Source organism: Microbacterium sp. Y-01 (assembly GCF_003856715.1).
Taxonomy (GTDB): Bacteria; Actinomycetota; Actinomycetes; order Actinomycetales; family Microbacteriaceae; genus Microbacterium; species Microbacterium algeriense.
This window is the reverse complement of record NZ_CP024170.1, coordinates 291,382-310,668: the sequence shown is the minus strand read 5'-3', so window position 1 is coordinate 310,668 and position 19,287 is coordinate 291,382. Positions and strand designations below refer to the sequence as shown.

Annotated in this window: 13 protein-coding genes and 2 rRNA genes; 6 read left to right on the top strand and 9 right to left on the bottom strand. The window is 67.8% G+C overall.

The genetic code is table 11. The annotated features are described in order from the left end of the window. Window positions 1-35: 35 nt before the first annotated feature. From CSX12_RS01450 to CSX12_RS01440, 3 genes are all read right to left on the bottom strand, one after another. Complete coding sequence (locus tag CSX12_RS01450) at window positions 36-1,454, bottom strand: DHA2 family efflux MFS transporter permease subunit (protein WP_124894609.1); 1,419 nt, start codon at window positions 1,452-1,454, stop codon at window positions 36-38. 102 nt (window positions 1,455-1,556) lie between these two features. After that, window positions 1,557-2,123, bottom strand: a complete 567-nt coding sequence (locus CSX12_RS01445) for a TetR/AcrR family transcriptional regulator (protein WP_124894608.1) — start codon at window positions 2,121-2,123, stop codon at window positions 1,557-1,559. A 253-nt stretch (window positions 2,124-2,376) separates the two neighbouring features. Further along, the gene (locus CSX12_RS01440; RefSeq protein WP_017202000.1) at window positions 2,377-2,679 is read right to left on the bottom strand and encodes a helix-turn-helix transcriptional regulator; all 303 of its coding nucleotides are present in this window, start codon (window positions 2,677-2,679) and stop codon (window positions 2,377-2,379) included. A gap of 82 nt (window positions 2,680-2,761) precedes the next feature. On the opposite strand from CSX12_RS01440, the gene CSX12_RS01435 reads away from it, so the two are divergent. Continuing rightward, window positions 2,762-4,024 (top strand): MFS transporter, encoded by a 1,263-nt coding sequence (locus CSX12_RS01435; RefSeq protein WP_124894607.1) that lies wholly within the window; start codon window positions 2,762-2,764, stop codon window positions 4,022-4,024. 15 nt (window positions 4,025-4,039) lie between these two features. On the opposite strand, the gene CSX12_RS01430 is transcribed toward CSX12_RS01435, so the two are convergent. Further along, a complete protein-coding gene (locus tag CSX12_RS01430) occupies window positions 4,040-5,044 on the bottom strand; it encodes a LacI family DNA-binding transcriptional regulator (protein WP_124894606.1) in 1,005 nt (334 codons plus the stop codon). A 148-nt stretch (window positions 5,045-5,192) separates the two neighbouring features. Between CSX12_RS01430 and CSX12_RS01425 the strand changes: the two genes are divergently transcribed. From CSX12_RS01425 to CSX12_RS01410, 4 genes are read left to right on the top strand one after another with little or no spacing between them, the layout of a single operon-like run. Further along, window positions 5,193-6,443 (top strand): extracellular solute-binding protein, encoded by a 1,251-nt coding sequence (locus CSX12_RS01425; RefSeq protein ID WP_124894605.1) that lies wholly within the window; start codon window positions 5,193-5,195, stop codon window positions 6,441-6,443. Between the two features lie 2 nt (window positions 6,444-6,445). Continuing rightward, on the top strand, window positions 6,446-7,543 hold the full coding sequence (locus CSX12_RS01420) for a sugar ABC transporter permease (RefSeq protein WP_124894604.1): 1,098 nt from the start codon (window positions 6,446-6,448) through the stop codon (window positions 7,541-7,543). Next, entirely contained in the window at window positions 7,540-8,382 is an 843-nt protein-coding gene (locus tag CSX12_RS01415; RefSeq protein WP_124894603.1) for a carbohydrate ABC transporter permease, read from the top strand. The genes CSX12_RS01420 and CSX12_RS01415 overlap by 4 nt, the downstream gene beginning before the upstream one ends. Then, a complete protein-coding gene (locus tag CSX12_RS01410) occupies window positions 8,379-10,244 on the top strand; it encodes a glycogen debranching N-terminal domain-containing protein (protein ID WP_124894602.1) in 1,866 nt (621 codons plus the stop codon). Before CSX12_RS01415 ends, CSX12_RS01410 begins: the two co-directional genes overlap by 4 nt. Before the next feature lie 31 nt (window positions 10,245-10,275). On the opposite strand, the gene hutI is transcribed toward CSX12_RS01410, so the two are convergent. Genes hutI through hutH form a run of 3 tightly spaced genes read right to left on the bottom strand, consistent with a single transcriptional unit; the run spans window position 10,276 to window position 14,659 of the window. Continuing rightward, on the bottom strand, window positions 10,276-11,439 hold the full coding sequence (gene hutI / locus CSX12_RS01405) for an imidazolonepropionase (protein ID WP_124894601.1): 1,164 nt from the start codon (window positions 11,437-11,439) through the stop codon (window positions 10,276-10,278). Window positions 11,440-11,451: 12 nt separating this feature from the next. Then, on the bottom strand, window positions 11,452-13,125 hold the full coding sequence (hutU, locus tag CSX12_RS01400) for a urocanate hydratase (RefSeq protein WP_124894600.1): 1,674 nt from the start codon (window positions 13,123-13,125) through the stop codon (window positions 11,452-11,454). After that, complete coding sequence (gene hutH / locus CSX12_RS01395; RefSeq protein ID WP_124894599.1) at window positions 13,118-14,659, bottom strand: histidine ammonia-lyase; 1,542 nt, start codon at window positions 14,657-14,659, stop codon at window positions 13,118-13,120. The genes hutU and hutH overlap by 8 nt, the downstream gene beginning before the upstream one ends. A gap of 112 nt (window positions 14,660-14,771) precedes the next feature. Here hutH and CSX12_RS01390 point away from each other — a divergent pair, with 112 nt between their 5' ends. Next, complete coding sequence (locus tag CSX12_RS01390; RefSeq protein ID WP_124896779.1) at window positions 14,772-15,509, top strand: IclR family transcriptional regulator; 738 nt, start codon at window positions 14,772-14,774, stop codon at window positions 15,507-15,509. Between the two features lie 59 nt (window positions 15,510-15,568). Here the strand turns inward: CSX12_RS01390 and rrf are convergent. Both rrf and CSX12_RS01380 read right to left on the bottom strand, forming a co-directional pair. Continuing rightward, window positions 15,569-15,685: ribosomal RNA gene (gene rrf / locus CSX12_RS01385) — 5S ribosomal RNA — on the bottom strand. A gap of 108 nt (window positions 15,686-15,793) precedes the next feature. Then, a 23S ribosomal RNA gene (locus CSX12_RS01380) occupies window positions 15,794-18,898 on the bottom strand. Window positions 18,899-19,287: the final 389 nt, after the last annotated feature.

Genomic DNA, 19,287 nt, shown 5'->3' with positions numbered 1-19,287 from the left:
CGCGAACCACGCTCCGGGGTATGGTGCGGGCCCCGTCAGCCGCGGCGCCAGACCGCGACGGTCGCCGCACCCAGCAGCGCCAGGCCGGCCGCGCCGATGAACAGCCACGAGAACCCGCCGGTCATCGCGTCGGCCGCGGAGGCGCCGCTCGCCGTGAGTGCCGCGGTGCGCAGCCCGGCCACCGTGCCGAGGACCGCGAGTCCCACCGCTCCTCCGATCTGCTGGCTCGTGTTGATCAGGCCGCCCGCGAGGCCCGCTTCTCCCCCGGCGACGCCGTCGACCGCGAGCTGGGTGGTCGCGACGACAGCGCCGCCCAGCCCGATCCCGATGAGGACGGTCGGCCCCAGCAGCTGGGTCAGGAACGCCGCGTCGGACGGCGCGGCGGCGAGCCACAGCAGGCCGGCGGCGAGGACGAGGAGCGATCCGATCAGGACGGGACGGGTGCCGAGGCGTGCGATGAGGGCAGGAGCTCCGCCGGCGACCAGCACCAGCACACCGGCGAGGGGCAGCTGCGTGAGCCCGGCCGTGAGCGCGTCGTAGCCGAGCACGGCCTGCATGAAGACGGACAGGGCGAAGAAGAGGGCGACCATCGCCGCGCCGCCCAGCAGCATGACGACGTTGCCGAGCGCGAGGTTGCGGTTGCGGAACACCGACAGCGGGACGAGCGGTTCGACGGCACGACGCTCCACCGCGATGAAGACGGCACCGAGGACCAGCGCCGCCGCGAACAGCACGAGCGGGAGCGGGTGCAGGAACCCGAGCTGCTCCGCCGCGCTGAGGGCTCCGACGAGCGCGACCAGCGCTGCCGTCACGGTCACCGCCCCCGCCGCATCCAGTCGTCCGGGAGTCCGCGCGCCGTCGCGGGTGACGAGCAGCGGGATCGCGATCAGCACGAGCGCGCCGACCGGGACGTTCACGAAGAACACGGACTCCCAGCCCAGGGTCGCGGTGAGCACCCCGCCGAGCAGCACGCCCGCGGCCGAGCCGATCCCGGCCACGGCGCCCCAGACGCCGAGCGCGGTGGTGCGCTCCCTGTCATCCGGGAAGAGGTGGGTCAGCAGGGCGAGAGCGGCGGGGGCGAGGAGCGCGGCGGAGACGCCCTGCAGTGCGCGAGCGCCGAGCAGCATCTCGCTCGAGACGGAGAACCCGGCGAGGGCGGAGGCGGCGACGAAACCCGCCGTTCCGAAGAGGAACACCCGGCGGTGCCCGTAGCGATCGGCGAGCCGCCCGCCGAGGAGGAGCAGTCCGCCGAACGCGAGCACGTACGCGGTGATCACCCAGGCGAGCGCGGCGGTGTCCATGCCGAGCTGCCGACCGAGGACGGGGAGGGCGATGTTCACGATCGAGGCGTCGAGCACGACGAGGAACTGCGCGAGGGCGAGGACGCCGAGAGCCAGCCAGCGGTGTGCGCTGCGCGGAGCCGTCGCGGCGGTCGGAATGGTCAGAGTGGTCATGGGGTACTCCTGTTCTGGATGAGGGACAGCGGATGGTGTTATGAGTGATTACTCACTCACTCTGATGGACAGCAAAAGACGGGACAGCACCCGGGGCGCGAATCAGTCCGGGTGCGTGATCCCCTTGGTCAATGCGGCGACCCACTCCTCGGGCCGCCCGTCGAGCTGGGTCGTGACGATCAGGTGGCACAGCTGCCCGTAGGCGATGAAGCGCTGCACGTCGTCGTCCGCGGCATGCGAACGGCTCTGCGCGAAGGTGGTCACCCGGCCGAGTCCGACGCGCAGCGCCTCGCCGATCGCGGGGATCTCCGCGACGGACTGCGCGTGCACCTGCAACATGAGCAGCTTCCGGTCGGCGATGAGATGCGCGTAGGCGTCGCCCATCGCGTCGAGGATGCCGTCCGGCGACGGATCGGCCGCAGCCTCTGCGCCTTCTTCGAGCGCCACGAGGATCGCGTCGAAGCAGGCCTCGAGCGCGGCGACGAACAGCGCCTCCTTGCCCGCGTAGAGCTTGAAGACGTACGCCGGGGAGATCTTCGCCTCGCGTGCCACGTCGGCGACGGTCGTTCCGTGGTACCCGCCGCGCGCGAACGCCGCCACTGCCGCCGAGGCGACGAGGGGCCGCCGCGCATCGGCGGTGGAGAGGATCGAGCTGCGCGTCGTGGACATATGAGTGACTGTACACTCACTCCCTCGGTTCGGCAAGCTCTCCCCCTTCTCGGGTCGCTCAGCCCACACCTACCCTGGGTCGCTGAGCTTGTCGAAGCGCCGCCCCCTTGGGTCGCTGGCCCTCCCCTACCCTGGGTCGCTGAGCCTGTCGAAGCGCCGCACCCCTGGGTCGCTGGCCCTCCCGTACCCTGGGGTCGCTGAGCTTGGCGAAGCGCCGTACCCTGGGTCGCTGAGCTTGTCGAAGCGCCCGGCGTCAGCGCAGGACCGAGTCCAGCAGACCGGGAAAGAGGGCGTCGAGGTCGTCGCGGCGGAGCGTCAGCATCCGCCGTCGTCCGTTGGGCTCGTTACGGATGACGCCGGCTTCGCGCAGGACCTTCATGAAGTGCGACTTGGTCGATTTCGGGAGGTTCGGGTCGGTGGCGTGGCACGAGGCCATGTCGAGGGGACCGTCGGCGAGCTGGCGGGTGATGGCGAGGCGTTCCGGGTCGCTGAGGGCGAAGAGCACGTCCGTGAGCTGGATCTCGGAGCGCTCCGGGTGAGGAAGATCGCCAGGCATGGTTCGATAATAGTTGAACAATAAGTGGATGGCGAGTACGCTCCGATAGTTCGATGATTCTCGAACCTTACGAGGAGCAGCCATGACCCCCACCCAGCCGATCGTCGCCCCGCCTGTCCCCGCCGCGTCCGCACCGGTTCGCTCATCGTCCCGCTCCGGAACCGCGCCACGGACCGCAGGCCGCTCGCGCCTGGGCTTCCCCCTCGCGGTGGCGGCGCAGATCCTGATGGCGGCCGGGGCGAGCGCACCGTCGCCGTTCTACCCGGTCCTCGCGCACGACATCGGCTTCGACGCGATCGTCATCAGCGCGGTGTTCGCGGTCTACGCCGGCTCACTGCTGCTGACACTCCTCACCGCCGGCTCACTGTCCGACCACATCGGCCGCCGCCCGGTCGTGGCCGCCGGGTTCGTGCTGCTGGCGGGGAGCATGCTGCTGTTCTGGCACGCGGATGCCGTCGCCGTGCTGTTCCTCGCCCGCATCCTGCAGGGTGTGGCCAGCGGCCTGCTCCTCTCCGCCCTCTCCGCCACGGCCCTCGACTTCGCGCCGGGCGGTCGGGCGGGGGTCGCCGCGCTGTGGAACGCCCTCAGCCCGGGCATCGGTCTCGCGCTCGGAGCACTGGTCTCGGCCGTGATGCTCGACCTCAGCGGCGAGGCGCTGCTGGATGTGTTCGCGCCCCTGAGCACGGTGTACCTCGTGATCGCGGTGCTGTTCCTGGGGGTGCCGGAGACTGCGCCGCGCAAGGCAGGGGTCTGGGCGTCGCTGAGCTTCCGGCTGACGATCCCGTCCGCGATCCGGTCCGACTTCTGGCGCGGAGCTCCGGCCGTGATCGCGGGGTGGGCGACGGGCGGGCTGTTCCTGTCCCTCGGGGCCACGATCGTGCGGGGCGAGCTCGGAGGCGAGGCGCACGTCTGGCAGGGGCTCGGCGTCGTCCTGCTCGCGGGAGTCGGGGCGGTCACCGCGTTCACCCTCCGGAAGATCGCCGCCCGGTCGATGGTGCTGTTCGGCACGGCGGCGCTCGCGGTCGGCACCCTGCTGTCGCTGATCGCCTTGAGCGTCACGTCCCTGCCGTTCTACCTCGCTGCCGCCGCCGTGACCGGCATGGGCTTCGGGACGGCCTTCTCCGGGGTGGTCGCGTCCCTCGCGCCGAAGATCCCCGCGACCGAGCGGGCCGACACCTTCGCCGCGATCTACCTGCTGTCGTACCTGGCGTTCGGGGTGCCGGCCGTGATCGCCGGGGCGCTCGTCGGGGCGGTCGGGCTCGAGGCCGTGTGCGTCGGGTACGGGGTCGTGGTGATCGCCCTCGCCGGTATCGCGTTCGCGCTGCGTCTGCGCCGGGCGGCATAGCAGCCGCAGAGCGCCTCAGCGGACGATCAGCTCCGGCGTGATCAGCGCATGCGCGGAGCCGGCCTGCAGGCTGCGCGGGGCGACGATCTCCCCCGTCGGGCCCATCAGGAGCTCGAGGATCGCCGTCGCCACATCCTCCGGGCGCTGCTCGACGCTCGAGAAGCCCAGAGCCTCGGCCGTGGGGGTGTTGTCGAACCCGATCACCGGCAGCGTGAGCCCCGCAGCGGCCACGGCCAGCAGGGCGCCGACGGCGAGCGAGTCACTGGCGCACACGAGGGCATCGGGCACCTGCCCTGCGGCGAGCGCGGCGTCCAGACAGGCTCGAGCGTGGGGGACGCCCTCCTCCGCGGTCAGCCGCTCCCCCGGGGCGTCGGCCGCAGCCATCGCCTCCCGCCAGCCGCGCTCGCGGTCGTCGCCGGTCCCCGACCCCGTCGGCCACCCGAGGAACGAGACCCGGCGCCCGAGGGTCAGCGCGTGTTCCGTCGCGGCGCGTGTTCCCGCGGCGCCGTCGACGTCGACCCAGAGGTGGCGCGGATCGGCGATGTCGTCTTCGCCCCACGGCCGGCCGAACGAGATGAAGGGCAGCCCGTCCTGGTCGAGGCTGCGCACGCGCGGGTCGTCGCGCGAGGTGCCGGTGATGATCGCGGCGTCGATCTCCGACCCCTCCCACAGCTCCGACAGCCGCTGGATCTCCTCTTCCCGCGTGCGGGCGGCATAGACGAGCATCCGCATGCCGCGCTCGCTCGCCCGCTCGGTGACGGCATGCACGAAGCGGTCGAGCACGACGCCGGAGATGCCGCCGACGTACGGATCGAGACGGATGCCGATGGTCGAGCTGCGGCGCAGTCGCAGACGCCGAGCGGCGGCGTGACGCCGATAGCCGAGATCGTGGATCGCGGAGAGGACGCGCTCCCTGGTCGCCGGGCGGACGATGTCCGGGGTGTTGAGCACGTTTGAGACCGTCTGCCGCGAGACGCCCGCGCGCTCGGCGACGTCTTCGACGGTGGGCGCCTTCGCCATCGCACCTCCTCGTTCACGCCCGGGTTGACACTTCCCGCGACTGCCGCCTAGCCTATTCCACACAGAGTTTGATCGTTCAAATTTCTGTGTCGATCCCGACGAGCCTTCCCGGGCGCCGATCGCAGTGACTCATCAAAGGAGAGAGACCATGACACGGCATACCACTCGCGCAGTCTTCGGAACCGGGGCGGTGCTGCTCGCCGGCGCGCTCGTCCTCACCGGCTGCGGGTCCGGCTTCGCGGGCGACGACCAGAAGGACGATGCGGAGGGACTCACGTCCTCGGACGACGCTCTGACGCTGCTCATCGGCTCCTCGGGCGATGCCGAGACGGCCGCCGTCCAGTCCGCCGTCGACGACTGGTCGGCGGAGTCGGGAACGGACGTGAAGGTGCAGGTCGCGAGCAACCTCGACCAGGAGCTGTCGCAGGGTTTCGCTGCGGGCGAGCCCGCCGACCTGTTCTACCTGTCCGCCGACCAGGCGTCCGGTTACGCGAGCAACGGCTCGCTGCAGGCCTACGGCGACCAGCTGTCGAACAAGGACGACTTCTACCCGTCGCTCGTCGAGAACTTCACGGTCGACGACACGTTCATCTGCGCGCCGAAGGACTTCTCCACGCTCGCGCTCGTCATCAACTCCCGGATGTGGGCCGACGCCGGACTCACCGACGCGGACCTCCCCCAGAGCTGGGACGACCTCGCCACCGTCGCGCAGAAGCTCACGACCCCCGAGCACGTCGGCCTGGCCTTCGGCGCCGAGTACCAGCGCGTTGGCGTCTTCATGGCGGAGGCCGGTGGCGGCCTCGTCCAGGACGGCAAGGCGATCGCCGACGACCCGGCCAACGTCGAGGCGCTCGACTACGTGAAGGCGCACCTCGCCGACGGCACGTTCGCCTACGCGAAGGATGTCGGAGCCGGCTGGGGCGGCGAGGCGCTCGGCAAGGAGTCCGCGGCGATGGTGATCGAGGGCAACTGGATCACCGGAGCGCTGTCGAACGACTACAGCAGCCTCGAGTACACCGTCGCCGAGCTCCCCGAGGGTCCCGGCGGCAAGGGCACGCTGCAGTTCACGAACTGCTGGGGCATGGCCGCCGACAGCCCGAACCAGCAGGCCGCGCTCGACCTGGTCGAGTACCTGACCAGCGCCGACAGCCAGCTCGCGTTCTCGGAGGCGTTCGGGCCGATGCCGTCCATCAAGTCCGCCGCTTCCGACTGGACCGCGGCGAACGAGACCCTGAAGCCGTTCCTCGCCGGTGCGGAGTACGCGCAGTTCCCGCCGAACCAGGCCGGATCCGCGGATGTCATCGCCGACTTCAACTCGCAGCTCGAGTCGCTCAAAACGGGCGACCCGAAGACGATCCTCGACTCGGTGCAGTCGAACCTCGAAGCGGTCGTCGAGTAACCATGGCGGTCAAGGCAGCGCCTCGCCGCGGTGGGGCCTCCGGGCTCCGTCGCGGCGAGGCGGCAGCCGGCTGGCTGTTCACCGCGCCGGTGATCGCGATCCTCGGCGTGTTCCTGCTCATCCCCGTCCTGATGGCGCTCTGGGTGAGCGTGTCGGACTGGGCCGGCCGCGGCAGCCCCCTGTCCGGCTCCGTCTCCTTCGTCGGGGCGGACAACTTCGCCGCCGTGCTCGGCGACGGCGGCCTCGCGACGAAGGACTTCGGCACCGCGCTGCGCAACAACACCTGGTACGTGCTGCTCGTCGTGCCGCTGCAGACCGCACTCGCCCTCTTCCTCGCCGTGCTGGTGAACCGTGCGATGCTCCGGGGGCGCGGGTTCTTCCGCACCGCCTACTACTTCCCGTCCGTGACCAGCACCGTCGCGATCACCGTGCTGTGGACGTTCCTGTTCACAGCGAGCGGCGCCGTGAACGACGTGCTCTCCTGGTTCGGCATCAACGGACCCAACTGGTTCAACGATCCGCGGGGCATCCTGCACCTCGCCCTCGGCACGATCGGCGTCGACACCGGTCCCGCCTCCCTGACCGAGGGCGGCGCGCTCGGCGTGTCGTGGTGGGAGTGGCTCGCCGGCCCCTCGGTCGCCATGAGCGCCTACATCCTGATGGCCGTCTTCACGACCTCCGGCACGTTCATGCTCATCTTCCTGGCCGGGTTGCAGAACCTCGGCGCCGACGTGGACGAAGCCGCCATGATGGACGGCGCGAACGGGTGGCAGCGCTTCTGGCGCATCACGCTCCCCCAACTGCGCCCGACACTGTTCACCGTGCTCACGCTGGGCCTGATCGGCTGCTGGCAGGTCTTCGACCAGATCTACACGGGCACCAGAGGGGCGCCGAGCAAGACCACGCTCACCCCCGCCTACCTCTCGTACCAGACGGCCTTCCAGAACCAGGAGTGGGGTCAGGGTGCGGCCATCGCCTTCATCCTGTTCGTCATCATCGTCGTCTTCACGCTGCTGCAGCGGTGGGTCCTGCGCGACCGGCCGGTCTCGAAGCGCCGCATCCGCGCGTACGAGTCGCCGTCGAAGGGAGCATCGTCATGAGGCGACTCTCCGCGAAGCAGCTGACCTGGCAGATCGTGCTCTACGCCCTGCTGATCGTCCTGGCGGTCATCTACATCTACCCGTTCCTGATCCAGGTCGCGACGAGCTTCAAGACCGATGAGGATGCGGCGACGAGCGGCATCACGCTCATCCCCGAGGTGTGGACGTTCGCGGCGTACGAGCGCCTGTTCCGCAACTCCGACTTCCCGTCGTGGTTCGTGAACAGCGCGATCGTGACGATCTTCGTCACCCTCGGCCGGGTGTTCTTCAACTCGCTCGCCGGATACGCCCTCGCCCGCCTCCGCTTCCGCGGGCGCGGCGTGGTCTTCGCGGCACTGATCGCGGTGATGTCGGTGCCGACCGTGGTGCTGCTCATCCCCAAGTTCCTCGTCATCAACCAGCTCGGCATCTTCAACTCCTATGCCGGGATGATCCTGCCGCTGCTCGTCGACGCGGCCGGCGTGTTCATCATGAAGAACTTCTTCGAGTCGATCCCGGAGTCCGTGGAGGAGCAGGCCCGGATCGACGGCGCCGGCACGTTCCGGATCTTCTGGTCCGTGGTGCTGCCGATGGCGACACCCGCGCTCGTGACGATCATCATCCTGTCGTTCCAGGGGTCCTGGAACGAGCTCAGCCACTTCATCGTGTCGACCAACGACCCCGCACTGACCACGCTCACCAAGGGCGTCGCCTCTCTCGCGAGCGGACAGCTCAGCCAGGGCACGCAGTACCCGCTCAAGCTGGCGGCCGCGCTCATCATGACGATCCCCGTCGCCGTGATGTTCTTCGTCTTCCAGCGCCGCATCATGAACTCCACCGAAGGAGCCGTCAAGGAATGACTCCCACCCCACCCCTGCAGCCGTTGCTGGACGACGCCGTGATCATGCTGGAAGCGCCGACCCAGGCGTGGTCGGACCGCGCCGGGCGCATGGGCGATGCCCCGATCCACGGCATCTACCACGGCGACGTCAGGCACATCCGGAGCATCGAGATCGCGGTCGACGGTACAGCGCTCGAGTCCATCGGCTGCTCCTCACCCGTGCCGCAGCAGACGGTCCTGACGGATCTGCTGCGCGGGCTCGACGACGAATCCGCCGACCCGAAGGTGCGGATGGACCGCGATCGCCGGGTCGCCGCCGGGTCGTTCTCGGAGCGGATCCGTGTCGCCTCGCACCTCGGCACCCCGACCGCGGTGGTGGTGACCGTGCGCGTCGTCCCGGACTTCGCCCCGATGCAGCAGGTCAAGGCGGGATCGGCCGCGAGCGCGGCGTGGAGCTGGGACGGATCCGTCTGCCGCGCCGGCGATGCCTCCTTCACGCTCACGGCTCCCGAGGCCGCGGTCACGCGCGACGGCGACGCGCTCGTGCTGCGGTGGGAGGCGACCGTGCCGCCGAGAGGGTCCGTCGTCGCGGACTGGTCGCTCGTCCTGGACGATCCCGCCCTGGTCGTCACCGCCGCTCGCCCATCGCGCGCGGTGCCGGCACCGTCGTCCGGCGACCCGCGAGCAGCACGCTGGATGGACCAGGCCACGGCCGACCTCTCCGCCCTCCGGCTCGCACTGCCCGCCGATCCGGACGACGCGTTCTACGCCGCGGGCGCCCCGTGGTTCTTCACGCTCTTCGGGCGCGACTCGCTCTGGGCCGCGCGCCTCGCCCTCGCCGTCGACCCCGACATGGCGGCGTCCACCCTGAGGGTGCTGGCCCGCCTCCAGGGCACGACCCACGACGCGTCGACGGCGGAGGCGCCGGGCAAGATCCCGCACGAGCTGCGCAGCGGCACGCTCTCCCTGCCCAATGAGGGCGTGCACCTGCCGCCGCTGTACTACGGCACGGTGGACGCGACGCCGCTGTGGATCTGCCTGCTCGCGGATGCGCGTGACGCCGGGATGCCGCTGTCGGAGGTGCACGCGCTGCTTCCGGCGCTCCGTGCCGCCCTCACGTGGATGACCGTGCACGGCGACGCGTCGGGCAGCGGCTTCATCGACTACAAGGACGAGTCGGGACACGGACTCGCGAACCAGGGCTGGAAGGACTCGGGCGACTCGATCCAGTGGCGGGACGGACGCCTAGCCGAGGGGCCGATCGCCCTCAGCGAGGTGCAGGGCTACGCGTACGAGGCGGCGACCCGCGGGGCCGAGCTGCTCGACGCGCTCGGCGAATCCGGCGCCGCCGAGCTGCGGGCGTGGGCGGCGGACCTGCGCGAGAGGTTCCGCGCCGCGTACTGGGTGACTACGCCGGAGGGCCGTTACCCCGCGATCGCCCTGGATGCGCACGGCGCACCGGTCGACACCCTCACCAGCAACATCGGGCACCTGATCGGCACCGGCATCCTCGATCCCGACGAGGAGCGGGCGTGCGCTGCGCTGCTGACCGCGCCGAGCATGTCGAGCGGCTACGGCATCCGCACCATGTCGACGGATGCCGCCGGCTACTGGTCGCTGAGCTATCACGGCGGCAGCGTGTGGGCGCATGACACGGCCATCGCCGCGCACGGGATGCTGCGCGCCGGCCTCGACGCCGAGGCGCGGGTCGTCGCGGAGCAGTTGCTCGACCTGGCGGAGGGCTTCGACTATCGCGTGCCGGAGCTGCATTCCGGTGATGCGCGGGTGCCGGGCGGCGCCCCCGTCCCGTACCCTGCCGCGTGCCGACCGCAGGCGTGGTCGGCTGCGGCCGCGGTCGTCGTCGCCCGGGCGCTCGGATGACCTTGGGCGATCGGCTGAGCGCCCGCGAGCCTCAGCGGATCTCGCGTCCGTCCTTCCAGACGGTGTCGACGAGGGGCACGCCCGGCCGGTAGGCGAGGTGGATGCGGGTCGGCGCTTTCAGCAGCACGAGGTCGGCTCTGGCGCCGGGCGCGATCACGCCGATGTCTTCGCGGCGCAACGCTTTCGCCCCGCCCGCGGTCGCCGCCCACAGGGCCTCGGCCGGAGTCATCCCCATGTCGCGCACGGCCACGGCGATGCAGAACGGCATCGACGAGGTGAAGCTCGACCCCGGGTTGGTGTCGCACGCCAGGGCCACGGTGACTCCCGCGTCGATCAGTCGGCGCGCGTTCGGATACGGCTGCCGCGTCGAGAACTCGACTCCCGGCAGCAGGGTGAGCACGGTGCCGGAGCCGGCGAGCGCGTCGATGTCGGCCTCCGTCAGATAGGTGCCGTGGTCGATAGATGCAGCGCCGAGCTCGACGGCCAGCCGCACGCCCTCTCCCGGACCGAGCTGGCTGGCGTGCACGCGGGGGGCGAGGCCGCGGGCGATGCCGGCTTCCAGCACCCGCCGCGACTGCGCGACCGTGAAGGCGCCCGTCTCGCAGAACACGTCGATCCACTTCGCGTGCGGAGCGCAGGCGTCGAGCATCGGCCCGGTCACCAGGTCGACGTACTCGTCGGGCCGGTCGGCGTACTCCACGGGCACGACGTGCGCGCCGAGGAAGGTCACCTCGGGGGTCACCTCTGCCGCCAGGCGCACGAGTCGCTCCTCGTCGACGACGCTCAGCCCGTAGCCGCTCTTGATCTCGACGGTCGTCGTGCCCTGCGCGAGCATCTCGTCGAGGAAGCCCCGCAGCCGCGCACGCAGCTCGTCATCGGTCGCGGCACGGGTGGCGGCGACGGTGGAGCGGATGCCGCCGGCGGCGTACTTCTGCCCCGCCATGCGTGCCTCGAACTCGGCGGCGCGGTCGCCTCCGAAGACGAGGTGGCTGTGGCTGTCGACGAATCCCGGGATCAACGCGCGCCCGGCGGCATCCACGACCTCGTCGGCGATCGGAGCGTCCGCGGCGGGGCCGACCCACGCGATCCGCTCGCCCTCGATCAGCACCGCTGCGTCGGCCAGGGTCCCAGTGCGGTCACCGGCCGCGGCGACGTTCGTGGTCAGCTCCGCAATGTTCGTGATGAGCGTCGACATGTCCTCACCCTCTCAGAGCATCGGCACGTTCAGGCCGCGCTCGCGGGCGACCTCGCGGGCGTGCTCGTACCCGGCGTCGACGTGGCGCATCACACCGGTGCCGGGGTCGTTCGTCAGCACGCGCTCCAGCTTCTGGGCGGCGAGGTCAGAACCGTCGGCGACCGTCACCTGGCCGGCGTGGATGGAACGGCCGATGCCGACGCCGCCGCCGTGATGCAGCGACACCCAGGAGGCGCCGGACGCCGTGTTGAGCAGGGCGTTCAGCAGGGGCCAGTCGGCGATCGCGTCGGAGCCGTCCTTCATCGCCTCGGTCTCGCGGTACGGCGAGGCGACAGACCCGGAGTCGAGGTGATCGCGACCGATCACGATCGGAGCCGAGAGCTCACCCGAGGCGACCATCTCGTTGAACTTGAGTCCGGCGAGGTGGCGCTCCTTGTACCCGAGCCAGCAGATGCGCGCGGGCAGCCCCTCGAAGTGCACTTTCTCCCCGGCCTTCTCGAGCCAGCGGTGCAGGGCGGCGTCTTCGGGGAAGAGCTCGGCGATCGCCCGGTCGGTCTTGTAGATGTCTTCCGGGTCGCCCGAGAGCGCAGCCCAGCGGAACGGTCCGCGTCCCTCCTCGAACTGCGGGCGGATGTACGCCGGCACGAATCCGGGGAACGCGAACGCCCGGTCGAAGCCGCCCAGCTGCGCTTCGGCGCGGATCGAGTTGCCGTAGTCGAACACCGCGGCGCCCGCATCCTGGAAAGCGACCATCGCCTCGACGTGCGCTGCCATCGATGCACGGGAGCGACGCGTGAAGTCCTCCGGGTCGCGCTCGGCCTCGGCCTTCCAGTCCGCCACCGCGATATGGAGCGGGAGGTAGGCGAGCGGGTCGTGGGCGCTGGTCTGGTCGGTCACGATGTCGATCGGAACGCCGCGGCGCAGCAGCTCGGGGAACACCTCGGCCGCGTTGCCGACGACGCCGACCGACAGAGCCTCGCCCGCATCCTTGGCAGCGACCACGCGCGCGACGGCGGCGTCGAGATCGGTCGTGTACTCGTCGAGGTAGCCGTGCTCCACGCGGCGGGCGAGGCGCGACTCGTCGACGTCCACGATCAGCACCGCCCCGTCATTCATGGTCACGGCGAGCGGCTGGGCGCCGCCCATTCCCCCGGCACCGCCGGTGAGCGTCAGGGTGCCGCGCAGCGAGTCACGGCCGAGCGAGCGGGCCACGGCGGCGAAGGTCTCGTACGTCCCCTGCAGGATGCCCTGGGTTCCGATGTAGATCCAGGAGCCGGCGGTCATCTGCCCGTACATGATGAGCCCGAGCTCCTCGAGCTTGCGGAACTCGGGCCACGTCGCCCAGTCCCCGACCAGGTTCGAGTTGGCGATGAGCACGCGTGGTGCCCACTCGTGTGTGCGGAACACGCCGACCGGCTTGCCCGACTGCACGAGCAGCGTCTCATCCGGTTCGAGCTCGTCGAGAGTGCGCACGATCGCGTCGTACGCCTCCCAGCTGCGGGCGGCCTTGCCCGTGCCGCCGTAGACCACGAGGTCTTCTGGATGTTCGGCGACCTCGGGGTCGAGGTTGTTCATCAGCATGCGCTTGGCGGCCTCGGCGCCCCAGCTCTTCGCGGTGCGCTGGTTGCCGCGGGCAGCGCGGACGACGCGCGGCTGGGTCGCTGAGCCGGTCGAAGTGTCAGCCATGAGTGTGCTCCTTTGCGATGCGGGCGACGGCGCCCGACTGGACGAGGGCGGTGACGGCTTCCATGTCCGGGGAGAGGAAGCGGTCGGGGCCTGGACCTGCGGCGACGGTGCGGATCAGGTCGCGCACGGCGCCGGTCGCGGGTCCCGCCTGCAACGGTGCTCGCAGGTCGAGCGCGCGGGCGCCGGTGAGGAGCTCGATGGCGAGCACGCGTCCGAGCCCGTCGATGGCGCGGCGCAGCTTGCGGGCGGCGGCCCATCCCATCGAGACGTGGTCCTCCTGCATGGCGGACGAGGGGATCGAGTCGACCGAGGCGGGGACCGCGAGACGCTTGAGCTCGGAGACGATGCCGGCCGCCGCGTACTGCGCGATCATGAGGCCGGAGTCGACGCCGACCTCATCCGCGAGGAAGGGCGGGAGTCCGTGGCTACGGGCCGGGTCGAGCGCACGGTCGGTGCGGCGTTCGGAGACCGAGGCGACGTCGGCGACCGAGATCGCGAGGAAGTCGAGGACCGCGGCGACCGGAGCACCGTGGAAGTTGCCGTTCGACTCGATGCGTCCGTCGAGGGTGATGACCGGGTTGTCGATCACGCTGGCGAGCTCGCGTCCGGCGATCAGCGTCGCGTGGGCGAGGGTGTCGCGGGCCGCGCCGTGCACCTGGGGCGAGCAGCGCAGTGAATAGGCGTCCTGCACGCGGCCGTCGTCCGGGCCCTTGTGGCTCGCGACCATGGGGGAGTCGCCGAGGAAGGCACGGAGGTTGGCCGCGGACTCGGCCTGGCCCGTCTGTGCGCGGAGCGCCATCAGGTCGGCGGCGAACACGGCGTCGGTGCCGAGCTGCGACTCGACCGACATGGCCGCGGCGAGGTCGGCGGTGAGCAGGAGCGTCTCGAGGTCGTGCAGGGCGAGCACCAGCATGCCGAGCATGCCGTCGGTGCCGTTGATGAGGGCGAGGCCCTCCTTCTCGACGAGGGTGAGCGGCTCGATGCCCGCAGCAGCCAGGGCCTCGGCCGCGGGGACCAGTGCGCCGGAGGCGTCACGCACGTCGCCTTCGCCCATCGCGGCCAGGGCGATGTGGGCCAGAGGGGCCAGGTCACCCGAGCAGCCGAGTGAACCGTACTCCCGGACCACGGGGGTGATGCCCTCGTTGAGCAGGGCGGCGTAGGTGTCGACCACGACCGGGCGCACGCCGGTGCGTCCGGAGGCGAGGGTCTGCAGGCGCAGCAGCTGGAGGCCGCGGACGACCTCGCGCTCGACCTCGGCGCCGGTGCCAGCGGCGTGCGAGCGGATCAGGCTGGCCTGCAGCTGCAGGCGACGGTCAGGGGCGATGAACGTCGTCGCGAGGGCTCCGAATCCGGTCGAGACGCCGTAGTGCGGGTGCGGGTCGGCGGCGAGGCCGTCGACCACACGCCGGGTGTCGGCGACGCGGGTGAGAGCTTCGGCGTCGAGCTGCACGGGGGCATCGTGACGGACGACGGCGACGACATCGGCGGGCGACAGCGGGGCCGCTCCGACCAGCACGGGGGCGAGTTCGGTCATGATTCGATTCCACACCCGAGGTGTCGCCAGCGGCACACGATCATGCGATGCTGTGTCTGTGATCCCAGACAAGCCCGAGCGATCGACGGAGCCAGTGGCGCCTGCCGCTCAGGTGCCCGCCGCGGAGAACACGCTGCGCATCCTGAGCTATCTCGCCGCCCGCCCTGCGCCGGTGGCGGCTTCGGCGATCGCCCGCGAGCTCGAGCTGCCGCGGTCGACGGTGTACCACCTGCTCACCACGCTCGCCGCGCACGGGTTCGTGCTGCATCTGCGGGAGGAGCGACGGTGGGGGCTGGGCACCTCCGCCTTCGAGCTCGCCGGGGGCTACACACGCCAGCAGCCTCTTGCCCGCAGAGGAAGGCCTCTGGTGGCTGCGCTGTCGGACCGCTTGGGAGAGAGCGCGCACCTGGCAGTGATGAGCGGGGGAGACGTGCTGTACGTCGTGGAGGAACGCGCGCCGCGACGGCCGGCGCTGGTGACGGATGTGGGAGTGCGGCTTCCCGCGCACCTCACGGCTTCGGGTCGGGCCATGCTCGCGGCGCTGCCCCGGGAACAGGTGCGGGCCCTCTACCCGGATGTCTCGGCGTTCCCCGACCGCACCGGGTTGGGGCCGCAGACGCCACGCGAACTGCGGGAACTCCTGCGGGACGTGCGGGTTCGCGGGTATGCGACGGAGAACAGCGAGATCGCGGAGGGGCTGCGCAGCGTGGGAGCGGCGGTGCTCGATGCTGCGGGGTGGCCCGTAGCGGCGGTCGCGGTGACGTGGGGCCGCGCGGATCTGGACGAGGAGTTGCTTGCCGCCGCGGTCCAGGAGTGCGCTGCCATGCTCGAGGCCCGCTTGAAGCGGTGAGCATGCGCGTTAACGCAAGAAAGCCACCCAGCATTGGGTGGCTTTCTTGTTTAAAAGGAGTCCGGCGGTGTCCTACTCTCCCACAGGGTCCCCCCTGCAGTACCATCGGCGCTGTGAGGCTTAGCTTCCGGGTTCGGAATGTAACCGGGCGTTTCCCTCACGCTATGGCCGCCGAAACACTATTGATGTTTCAATCAAACACATAACAAAGTCATTGTTGTTATGCGGTTCTCGACCGTACATCGAGAACCACTCAGTGGACGCGTAGCACCAACAAACGGTGTGTTATCAAGTCATCGGCTTATTAGTACCAGTCAGCTGCATGCATTGCTGCACTTCCACATCTGGCCTATCAACCCAGTAGTCTGGCTGGGAGCCTCTCACCCGAAGGTATGGAAGTCTCATCTTGAGGCCGGCTTCCCGCTTAGATGCTTTCAGCGGTTATCCATCCCGAACGTAGCTAATCAGCGGTGCTCCTGGCGGAACAACTGACACACCAGAGGTTCGTCCAACCCGGTCCTCTCGTACTAGGGTCAGATCCTCTCAAACTTCCTACGCGCGCAGCGGATAGGGACCGAACTGTCTCACGACGTTCTAAACCCAGCTCGCGTACCGCTTTAATGGGCGAACAGCCCAACCCTTGGGACCTACTCCAGCCCCAGGATGCGACGAGCCGACATCGAGGTGCCAAACCATGCCGTCGATATGGACTCTTGGGCAAGATCAGCCTGTTATCCCCGAGGTACCTTTTATCCGTTGAGCGACAGCGCTTCCACAAGCCACTGCCGGATCACTAGTCCCGACTTTCGTCCCTGCTCGACCTGTCAGTCTCACAGTCAAGCTCCCTTGTGCACTTACACTCGACACCTGATTGCCAACCAGGTTGAGGGAACCTTTGGGCGCCTCCGTTACTTTTTGGGAGGCAACCGCCCCAGTTAAACTACCCACCAGGCACTGTCCCTGAACCGGATTACGGTTCGAAGTTAGATATCCAGAGTGACCAGAGTGGTATTTCAACAATGACTCCACACGAACTGGCGTCCATGCTTCAAAGTCTCCCACCTATCCTACACAAGCCACACCGAACACCAATACCAAGCTGTAGTAAAGGTCACGGGGTCTTTCCGTCCTGCTGCGCGTAACGAGCATCTTTACTCGTAATGCAATTTCGCCGAGTTCGCGGTTGAGACAGTTGGGAAGTCGTTACGCCATTCGTGCAGGTCGGAACTTACCCGACAAGGAATTTCGCTACCTTAGGATGGTTATAGTTACCACCGCCGTTTACTGGGGCTTAAATTCTCAGCTTCGCCTTGCGGCTAACCGGTCCTCTTAACCTTCCAGCACCGGGCAGGCGTCAGTCCGTATACATCGTCTTGCGACTTGGCACGGACCTGTGTTTTTAGTAAACAGTCGCTACCCACTAGTCTCTGCGGCCACCACGCCCTTTTCCCAGCAAGTGGGTATAAGCGGATGGCCCCCCTTCTCCCGAAGTTACGGGGGCATTTTGCCGAGTTCCTTAACCACGATTCTCTCGATCTCCTTGGTATTCTCTACCTGACCACCTGAGTCGGTTTGGGGTACGGGCGGCTAGAACCTCGCGTCGATGCTTTTCTCGGCAGCATAGGATCACCCACTTTTTATCCGCATCGTGTCTCAGCCTGTATGAGTCGCGGATTTGCCTACGACTCGGCCTACGCACTTGCACCAGGACAACCATCGCCTGGCTTGGGCTACCTTCCTGCGTCACACCTGTTAATACGCTAACCGCACCAGCATGGGGTCGTGCGCTAGGCCCAGAGCGTCACCCCGAAGGGATCAGTCACTGGGATTCAGACACTTAGCACTACTGGATTAGCTTGGGCGGTTCTTCGCCGGTACGGGAATATCAACCCGTTGTCCATCGACTACGCCTGTCGGCCTCGCCTTAGGTCCCGACTTACCCAGGGAAGATTAGCTTGACCCTGGAACCCTTGGTCTTTCGGAGGACGTGTTTCTCACACGTCATTCGCTACTCATGCCTGCATTCTCACTCGTGTAGCCTCCACGGCTGGTTTCCACCGCCGCTTCGCTGGCCACACGACGCTCTCCTACCCATCAACACGGCTGGACCACGAAGGCCTACCAATAATGTCAATGCCACAACTTCGGTGGCGTGCTTGAGCCCCGTTACATTGTCGGCGCGGAATCACTTGACCAGTGAGCTATTACGCACTCTTTCAAGGGTGGCTGCTTCTAAGCCAACCTCCTGGTTGTCAGAGCAACTCCACATCCTTTCCCACTTAGCACGCGCTTTGGGACCTTAGTTGGTGGTCTGGGTTGTTTCCCTCTCGACTATGAAGCTTATCCCCCACAGTCTCACTGCTGCGCTCTCACTTACCGGCATTCGGAGTTTGGCTGACGTCAGTAACCTTGTAGGGCCCATCGGCCATCCAGTAGCTCTACCTCCGGCAAGAAACACGCAACGCTGCACCTAAATGCATTTCGGAGAGAACCAGCTATCACGAAGTTTGATTGGCCTTTCACCCCTATCCACAGCTCATCCCCTCAGTTTTCAACCTAAGTGGGTTCGGTCCTCCACGACGTCTTACCGTCGCTTCAACCTGGCCATGGATAGATCACTTCGCTTCGGGTCTAGGACATGCGACTGAATCGCCCTATTCAGACTCGCTTTCGCTACGGCTACCCCACACGGGTTAACCTCGCCACATATCGCTAACTCGCAGGCTCATTCTTCAAAAGGCACGCTGTCACCCCTACTAAGGAGGCTCCAACGGTTTGTAAGCAAACGGTTTCAGGTACTATTTCACTCCCCTCCCGGGGTACTTTTCACCTTTCCCTCACGGTACTTGTCCGCTATCGGTCATCTGGGAGTATTTAGGCTTATCAGGTGGTCCTGACAGATTCACACGGGATTTCACGGGCCCCGTGCTACTTGGGATACTCTTCGCGCCAAGAGAGGCATTTCGACTACGGGGTTGGCACCCTCTATGACCGGCCTTTCAAGACCGTTCGTCTATACCTTCTTGTAACGCCGCCACCTCGGCAGAGATGACTGAAAAGTCCCACAACCCCCAACGTGCAACGCCTGCCGGCTATCACACACGCTCGGTTTAGCCTGTTCCGGTTTCGCTCGCCACTACTAACGGAATCGCGGTTGCTTTCTCTTCCTGTGGGTACTGAGATGTTTCACTTCCCCACGTTCCCTCTACCCGCCCTATATATTCAGGCGGGAGTCACTAGGTCGGCACGCCGCCCAGCGGGGTTTCCCCATTCGGACACCCTCGGATCAAAACTTGCTTATCAGTTCCCCGAGGCTTATCGCAGATTGCTACGTCCTTCTTCGGCTCCAGATGCCAAGGCATCCACCGTTTGCTCTTAAAGACTTGAAATCACATGAGTTTGAATCAAAAACTCGACCCCATCCGAAGATGGAATCAGAAATTGACTAATGATCTTTAAGATCATCTTGTGCAACAACCCGAAGGCTGCTGCAAGATGCTCGCGTCCACTGTGTAGTTCTCAAAGTACGGGCGGTCCCTCCATCCGCAACCCCAACCGGGGAAACAGAAAGAGGCCCAGAGTAACCGACTGTGCACTCGACCCGAAGGCCAGTGCGCATCCGGTCCCTCAGGACCCAACAGCGTGCAGGCACCGGTCCCCTCACCCAGAACCTTCCAACCACCGAAGCGGCGTACTAGTTCCGAGATCAGATCTCGATGCCATGTCAAATGTTCCACCCATGAGCTCCCAGCGAAGAACGTATGCCTTCGATCTGGGT

Excerpts from the sequence above, each read along its gene's own strand:
- CSX12_RS01415 (WP_124894603.1), top strand. The coding sequence starts at position 7,540 with ATGAGGCGACTCTCCGCGAAGCAGCTGACCTGGCAGATCGTGCTCTAC.
- CSX12_RS01425 (WP_124894605.1), top strand. The coding sequence starts at position 5,193 with ATGACACGGCATACCACTCGCGCAGTCTTCGGAACCGGGGCGGTGCTG.
- hutH (WP_124894599.1), bottom strand. The coding sequence starts at position 14,659 with ATGACCGAACTCGCCCCCGTGCTGGTCGGAGCGGCCCCGCTGTCGCCC.
- CSX12_RS01435 (WP_124894607.1), top strand. The coding sequence starts at position 2,762 with ATGACCCCCACCCAGCCGATCGTCGCCCCGCCTGTCCCCGCCGCGTCC.
- CSX12_RS01450 (WP_124894609.1), bottom strand. The coding sequence starts at position 1,454 with ATGACCACTCTGACCATTCCGACCGCCGCGACGGCTCCGCGCAGCGCA.
- CSX12_RS01445 (WP_124894608.1), bottom strand. The coding sequence starts at position 2,123 with ATGTCCACGACGCGCAGCTCGATCCTCTCCACCGCCGATGCGCGGCGG.
- CSX12_RS01440 (WP_017202000.1), bottom strand. The coding sequence starts at position 2,679 with ATGCCTGGCGATCTTCCTCACCCGGAGCGCTCCGAGATCCAGCTCACG.
- hutI (WP_124894601.1), bottom strand. The coding sequence starts at position 11,439 with ATGTCGACGCTCATCACGAACATTGCGGAGCTGACCACGAACGTCGCC.
- CSX12_RS01430 (WP_124894606.1), bottom strand. The coding sequence starts at position 5,044 with ATGGCGAAGGCGCCCACCGTCGAAGACGTCGCCGAGCGCGCGGGCGTC.
- CSX12_RS01420 (WP_124894604.1), top strand. The coding sequence starts at position 6,446 with ATGGCGGTCAAGGCAGCGCCTCGCCGCGGTGGGGCCTCCGGGCTCCGT.
- CSX12_RS01410 (WP_124894602.1), top strand. The coding sequence starts at position 8,379 with ATGACTCCCACCCCACCCCTGCAGCCGTTGCTGGACGACGCCGTGATC.
- hutU (WP_124894600.1), bottom strand. The coding sequence starts at position 13,125 with ATGGCTGACACTTCGACCGGCTCAGCGACCCAGCCGCGCGTCGTCCGC.